The organism is Microcoleus sp. F4-D5, assembly GCF_036704885.1.
GTDB lineage: Bacteria > Cyanobacteriota > Cyanobacteriia > Cyanobacteriales > Microcoleaceae > Microcoleus.
In genome coordinates, this window is sequence record NZ_JAUBSX010000148.1 from 1 (window position 1) to 6,772 (window position 6,772).

Here is a 6,772-nt window from a genome sequence, read left to right on the forward strand (position 1 = left end):
AGGACGCCCAGACATTTTAATATTCTCCTTTACTTTTCAGGTAACTCTAGCATAACTTTAGAAAAATGGTATTACACTTCGTGTACACTGCGCGATTACACTCTGTGTACGCTGCACGAACGCGCCGATGCGATCCTCACTCTCCATCCTCAGGCTCGTTCCTGATGTCCTCAGGAGATCTCACGTTTATGGGCCGCTACGATACACTGGCTTTTTCGGCGGCAGCGTGTATAGTAATGTCAATCCCACGCATAACACCAATCCGGCGATACCGTTCCACAACGACAGCACAAGCGCTAAGAAGTACAACACGCTAGTTAATATGTACATGCGGGTGAGGTAAGCGATGAATCGATCGTCGAGATTTCTGTTCAGCAATCGATGATTGCGGCTGGCATATAGCCAGACGAGCAGCCATGTCAACACTGATAAGAACAATACCAACGCATACAAGACGACTACGGTTTGCAGCTGCTGTGCGTCAGTAATGCATCTAGCCACAACCGCCGTTGGAAACGGCAGAAACGAAATACACATCAGAAACAAGAGGTTGAACAGATTAAATACTTGATCGCTCCGTTCGTAGAGTTGGAAGACGTAGTGATGATTTACCCAGAAAATTCCAATTACCACGAAGCTGAAAATGTAGGCGAAGTAGGACGGCCACAATACGAATAATGCTGAGGTAAGACTTAGTGTGTTGGTTGTTCCCTCCATAGAGTTCAACTCTGGCACGCGAATTTCCAGTATCAGCAGCGTGATGGCAATGGCAAACACGGCATCGCTAAACGCTTCAATCCGCTGGGTGTCCGACTCCGCTGATGCTCGTGATTTCTGCATAGTTGACTTGATTCTGTGTTCCACCATACCTTTGTGCTTGCTTCGATGATAGTAGAGGCGGCCGTTCTGACGGTCAGGCTTAGGGCGAGATCGTGATCCAGTTTTCCACCGAGGTGATTCCTGGTGCCGACCACGCTGCCCGCTCCGCCTCTTGCTTCTCAGCCCAGGAGCGCACCGCCCCCCTCAGGATGACCTTGCTCCCCTCCACCTCGACCGTAATCCGCTGTGCATCAGTTTCGGCACTCCGCACCAACGCATGCTCAATCTTCTGCTTGAGTTCTGATGGGGTCACACGGGGTTTGACGGTGATTAAGTTGGTGACTCCCTTGACACCCGACAGGCGGCGAACCACTCGCTCAGCGTCCATTTTCTGGTACTGCCACTCGACCTCACCCTTAAGCGTGACCCAGCCCTTGGAAACTGTGACGTCGAGCTTATCGATGGAAACGCCGGCATCCCACTCCAGCGCATGAATGGCGGCTGCGGCAATGTCGGCGTCAGGGCGCTCGGCAGAGGTCGGCAGCCGAACCTCGATGTCGTTGGCCACAGCCAGTACGCCACGGACGCGGTGGGCAGCTTCTTCGGCAGCCCAGCGCTTGTGAAAGGAATCGACCCAGCCTGTGAGCGTAACAACACCGTCTTTGACGGCCACGCCGATTTCGGTAGACTGGACGCGGGAATCCCACTTCAACTCATTCAGCACATCCTTTTGAATTTCCTCGTCAGTTCGGGTTGCGGTTGCAGTTGTCATGGTCGTTTCTCCTTTAAGCTACTCTTATGGTTTAAAACTGCTAAACTTCATTTCACAGGCTCTAACACCTGCTTCTGCCACAGGATGATCCTGCTCTATGCAGCTTTCTTGGTGCTGTTGTGCGGGTCGATGACGAACTTTTTCGGTGCCCCTTGGTCGAATGTCCGGTACGCCTCTGGTGCTTGGTCGAGCGAGATGAACTCGATGTTTGTGACCTCGCTCAGGTAGTCCATCCGGCCCCCGAGGATGGACTGCATCAGGAGTCGGTGATATCAGTTCATGATGGTTCTCCTAGTTTTTTAAGTTGTTTTGTGACTGGAATAAGTGCCTTTTTCGTCGCGATCGCAACTCTGGAAATTTACGATCTGACTTTAGACCTGGAATAAGTGCCTTTTTCGTCGCGATCGAACATCTGTTTGACCCGATCCCAAGCCTTCGTCAAGACATTATCTTTTCCATTGGCTTCTCTGAATGACCGATTGTAGGTATCAACAAAAGTTTTTTGCGCGTCGTCCGACAGACTCGCTCTAATTTCTGGTGAAATCTGCTCATTATCTACCAGTTCACCTTCTGGTTGACGGGGAATCTTCATGTCAGTGATAGCGACTTCTTCCGCACCCGCACTTGCTAACAGTGAGACAACTTCGTCTGCTTGTTCTTGTGGCACTTCCGCGACCAGTAAAAACTCACCTGTTTTCAGGCGTGTTTCGTAAATAGCAGCTTTGTCCTCCGGCATTCCCATTGCCATTAAGGCAGATCCAATGCCTGCTCCCAAGGAACCATATAAAGCACCGCCTGCCGCTCCTAATAATGCTGCTCCCAAAGGGCCTGCTGCTACTACGGTTCCCAAAAAGGGAATGAACAACACGCCCACACCCGTAAGTAAAGCCAAGAGAGAACCAAACAGCGATCCAAAAATCGCTCCGGTGGCGAGTCCATCCAAGATCACATCTTGTTTAGTCACAAATCCGGAGATACGAGTTTCGGTGTGGAAGTCGCGACCAATAATCGAAATGCGATCTTTGGGAACGCTGCGATCGATTAGACGCTCAACCACTTCTTGCATCTTCTTCTCATCTTTGAAGCTAGCAGAGACACTTTTGAGGGCGATTTTTTCAGATGTAGAAGTCATAAAAATTGCTCCAAATTAAAAGACTAGATAAACATCACGAAATGTGACGCAGATTTAAGGACGCGGGGATTAGGAAGAGAGTATTTGATAATTTCACTACGTCTTCCTCTGGGTGACGCACGCAGGCTCGCTAAAGCAGTTCCTTTAACTCTGAGAACCAGAGCAACGAACTGCTCGCTGCGTCTTGTTACGTTTGTTCCACAAAGTCTGCATCGATGACATCTTCACCGCCGCCTTGACGGTTTGTAGAAGCACCATTGTTTGGAGATGCACCTGCTTGTGAGTAGACCGCAGTGCCGATTTGCATCAAGGCTTGTTGAATTTCGTTGGTGAGGGACTTCATGCGATCGATGTTGTTCTGCTCAATTGCCTGACGCAAGTCTCGAATTAAGCCTTCCACGCGGGACTTGTCTGCTGGTGGCACTTTGTCGCCCAAATCCTGAAGTTGTTTCTCGGCTTGATAGGCAACAGAATCTGCCATGTTTTTGGTATCAATTTGTTCGCGCCGCCTACGGTCTTCTTCCGCATTGCGATCGGCTTCTTTCACCATCCGCTCGACTTCAGATTTGTCGAGAGTAGACGCACCTGTGATGCTAATGGACTGTTCTTTACCTGTGGCTTTTTCTCTGGCAGTTGCTGACAGAATCCCGTTCGCATCAATGTCAAAGGTAACTTCGATCTGTGGCATACCTCTGGGAGCTGGAGGAATCCCATCTAGTCGGAAGGTTCCCAGGCTCTTGTTGTCGGATGCCATTTCGCGTTCACCTTGCAGAACATGGATTTCTACGTTTGTTTGTGCGTCAGCCGCCGTTGAGAATACCTCAGACTTCTTCACTGGGACAGTGGTATTGCGCGGAATAATCTTGGTCGTCACACCACCTAGAGTTTCAACACCCAGCGACAACGGCGTGACATCTAAGAGCAGTACGTCTTTTACCTCACCCCCAAGCACACCCGCCTGAATCGCTGCGCCCATTGCTACGACTTCATCCGGGTTGACACCCTGGTGTGGGTCTTTGCCTATCATCTGCCGTACCAGTTGCTGAACAGCCGGCATCCGAGTTGCACCACCCACTAAGATTACTTCGTCAATATTTGCGGGACTGAGTTTAGCATCGCGCAGAGCTTGTTCGACGGGAATGCGGCTGCGATCGAACAAGTCGGCGCACATTTGCTCGAACTGTACCCGCGTTAAGGTCACATCTAGATGTTTCGGGCCTTCCGGGGTTGCAGTAATAAAAGGTAAGTTAATGTTCGTCTGTGTTGCGCCTGACAGTTCAATTTTGGCTTTTTCTGCTGCTTCGGTGAGGCGTTGCAGGGCTTGTTTGTCTTTACGGAGGTCGATGCCTTCGTTACGCTGGAATTCGGTTGCTAACCAGTCTACGATTCTCTTATCAAAGTCATCACCGCCCAAGTGGGTGTCGCCACTGGTAGCTTTCACTTCAAACACACCATCACCCACTTCTAGGATAGACACGTCAAACGTTCCACCACCTAAGTCAAAGACTAGGATGGTTTCATTGGTTTTCTTGTCAAGTCCGTAGGCGAGGGCAGCCGCCGTTGGCTCGTTGATAATTCGCAGAACTTCAATCCCGGCAATTCTACCGGCATCTTTGGTAGCCTGCCGTTGAGAGTCATTGAAATAGGCAGGGATGGTAATTACCGCTTGCCTCACCGGTTCCCCCAGATATGTGCTGGCATCATCTATCAGCTTGCGGACTACCTCAGCCGAAATTTCTTCCGGTGAAAATTCCTTGTTCAGAGCGGGACAGTGTAGCTTGACGTTGCCATTACTGTCACGTACCACTTTGTAAGTAACTTGTTTTGCCTCTTGGGTGACTTCATCATACCTGCGCCCGATGAACCGCTTCACAGAATAAAAAGTGTTTTCTGGGTTCATTACACCCTGGCGCTTGGCAATTTGCCCGACAAGTTTTTCGCCCTTCTTGGTGTAAGCAACCACAGACGGAGTTGTGCGACTGCCTTCTGTGTTCGGAATAACGATGGGTTGTCCACCTTCCATTACGGCTATACAGGAATTTGTAGTTCCTAAATCAATACCAACGACTTTTGCCATCGTTAACAACCTCCTTCAAAGATTGAGATAAAAAATTGAAAAGATTGAGATAAAAAATTGAGAGTTTGGATTCAGGACAAGTTGAATAAATGGTATTAAGAAGGCAGAGGGCAGGAGGCAGAAGGGGAATCCCCCTAAATTTATTTATGGGGATTTAACAACGGCTTCTGAAAGTAAGGATTTCCCGACTTGAGCAAACTGGCGTGGGCTTGTGACCTTTTGGCAGAGGGAAGAATCTATCCTTGAACCTTCTGCCCTCTGGCTCCTTAGCACTCAGGATTTGGCTGCGTTTTCAATCGCGGCTAACAATGAGCGGAGGTCGTAAGAGCCATCGTGGCGCACACCGTTGATGAAAAAAGTCGGCGTGCCGTTGACCCCGCTCTGGATTCCGCTGAGTAAGTCTTCGCGTATCTTGGCTGCGTGGGCGTGCTCGGCGAGTTCGTGACTAAACCGAGGCACATCAAGACCGAGGTTAGCGGCACATTCGCGGCACATTATTCTATTAGATGTTTGCGATCGAGCGCCTGTTGATGTTCAAAGAGATGGTTGTGCATCTCCCAGAACTTACCTTGCGGCCCAGCGGCTTCTGCTGCTTCTGCTGCCTGCTCGGCGTGGGGATGCACGCTAGTTAACGGAAAGTGGCGGTAGACAAAGCGCATGAGATCCCCGGTCAACTGCTGTAGTTCTTTGACGATGAAATGGGCACGACCGCAATAGGGACACTCATAGTCGCCGTATTTCACGAGGGTGACGGGTGCGTTTTTTGGACCTCGGATATGGTCGCGTTCACCTTCAGGTGTGCCGAAGGCATCGCTAACTGGGAGGCTAAGTTCGCCTGTTGCTGTTGTGATCGTGTTGTCACCTCTTGCTCTCAAGGGAGTGCTTTGGAAAACATTGCGTCACTGCCCTTGCCCGTTGCCCCCGTGCCCGTCACCTAAGTTTACTTTCACAACCTTGTTCCTATCTTCTTCAGCCTTGGGCAGCCTCAGCTTGAGAATGCCATCTTTGTATTCTGCTTGCACCTGATCGTGCTGGACACGGGTAGGCAACGGAATTACGCGCTGAAACCTGCCATAGCGGAATTCGGTGCGGGTGATGCCTCTTTCTTCCGTTTTGATTTCTAATTTCCGCTCACCGGAAATAGATACTGCCTCTGGCGATACCTGCACATCTAGGTCTTTGGAGTCTACACCGGGAACTTCTACCTTGAGATGAACCGCATCGGGGGTTTCTTGAATCTCTGCGGAGGGAATAAAGGCAATGCCTTCCTCTTCTCTACGACCTGTCGGTGCTATTTCATCAAACAAGCGGTTTAACTGCCGCTGCAAACTTTCAACTTCTCGGAAAGGTTCCCAACGAACGAGTGCCATAATTTTAAGTCTCCTGATCATCTATACTTGTTAAGTCTCTTGATGATCTATACTTGGGTGTTTAGAATTCTGCATTAGACTGGGTTTTGTCAGTCGCTGAAACAGCGTTGCTATCATGCCAGTGCTGAACTCTGTTGACACTATAAAAAATAAATATAAGGACTTTCTGAGGAAATTATGATGATTGGGGATTGGGACAAGGCAAAATTGTAAGGGGAAAAACAAATAACTTCCCTTTAACCTTTCTCAGTTACGCCAGTTCGCTCAACGGCGAACATATTCACAAATTTATTAGCAACGGCATCGTATCCCTCATCAAAGGGCAGTTCACGGACGCGCTCCATAATCACCGCACCATTAGCACCAGCATTATCAGCAATGCGACGTAGTGGAGCATAAAGGGCGGGGTGCATCTCACTTTTGCGAATGTGTCAAAAAAGAGTTAAAATGAAAAAGCTAGTAAAATCGTCGTAAAGATTCAGGTCTTTGATTGAGGAATTAGAGAAGGCATGGAAAAGTTACAAATATGGGCAAATATCGCATCACGAAAAAAAGCCATTGCGCTTTTGCCTTGAAAACGACAAGTCTGTATTGCTGATAGT

8 protein-coding genes are annotated in these 6,772 nt (G+C 49.3%); all 8 read right to left on the reverse strand.

The window, feature by feature from the left end:
- Positions 1-186: 186 nt before the first annotated feature.
- The gene (locus QUA80_RS32690) at positions 187-840 is read right to left on the reverse strand and encodes a TMEM175 family protein (RefSeq protein WP_333429070.1); all 654 of its coding nucleotides are present in this window, start codon (positions 838-840) and stop codon (positions 187-189) included.
- 79 nt (positions 841-919) lie between these two features.
- On the reverse strand, positions 920-1,591 hold the full coding sequence (locus QUA80_RS32695; protein WP_333429071.1) for a BON domain-containing protein: 672 nt from the start codon (positions 1,589-1,591) through the stop codon (positions 920-922).
- 95 nt (positions 1,592-1,686) lie between these two features.
- Positions 1,687-1,824 (reverse strand): hypothetical protein, encoded by a 138-nt coding sequence (locus QUA80_RS32700; RefSeq protein ID WP_333429072.1) that lies wholly within the window; start codon positions 1,822-1,824, stop codon positions 1,687-1,689.
- Positions 1,825-1,949: 125 nt separating this feature from the next.
- On the reverse strand, positions 1,950-2,723 hold the full coding sequence (locus tag QUA80_RS32705; protein WP_333429073.1) for a ChaB family protein: 774 nt from the start codon (positions 2,721-2,723) through the stop codon (positions 1,950-1,952).
- 187 nt (positions 2,724-2,910) lie between these two features.
- Entirely contained in the window at positions 2,911-4,800 is a 1,890-nt protein-coding gene (gene dnaK / locus QUA80_RS32710; protein WP_333429074.1) for a molecular chaperone DnaK, read from the reverse strand.
- Positions 4,801-5,073: 273 nt separating this feature from the next.
- Positions 5,074-5,295: a DsbA family protein gene (locus QUA80_RS32715; protein WP_333429075.1), complete on the reverse strand. Its 222-nt coding sequence runs from the start codon at positions 5,293-5,295 to the stop codon at positions 5,074-5,076.
- Positions 5,295-5,675: a thioredoxin domain-containing protein gene (locus QUA80_RS32720; protein WP_333429076.1), complete on the reverse strand. Its 381-nt coding sequence runs from the start codon at positions 5,673-5,675 to the stop codon at positions 5,295-5,297. Before QUA80_RS32720 ends, QUA80_RS32715 begins: the two co-directional genes overlap by 1 nt.
- A 24-nt stretch (positions 5,676-5,699) precedes the next feature.
- Positions 5,700-6,170 carry an Hsp20/alpha crystallin family protein gene (locus tag QUA80_RS32725; protein WP_333429077.1) on the reverse strand — a complete coding sequence of 157 codons (471 nt, stop codon included), beginning with the start codon at positions 6,168-6,170 and terminating at the stop codon, positions 5,700-5,702.
- Positions 6,171-6,772 lie beyond the last annotated feature (602 nt).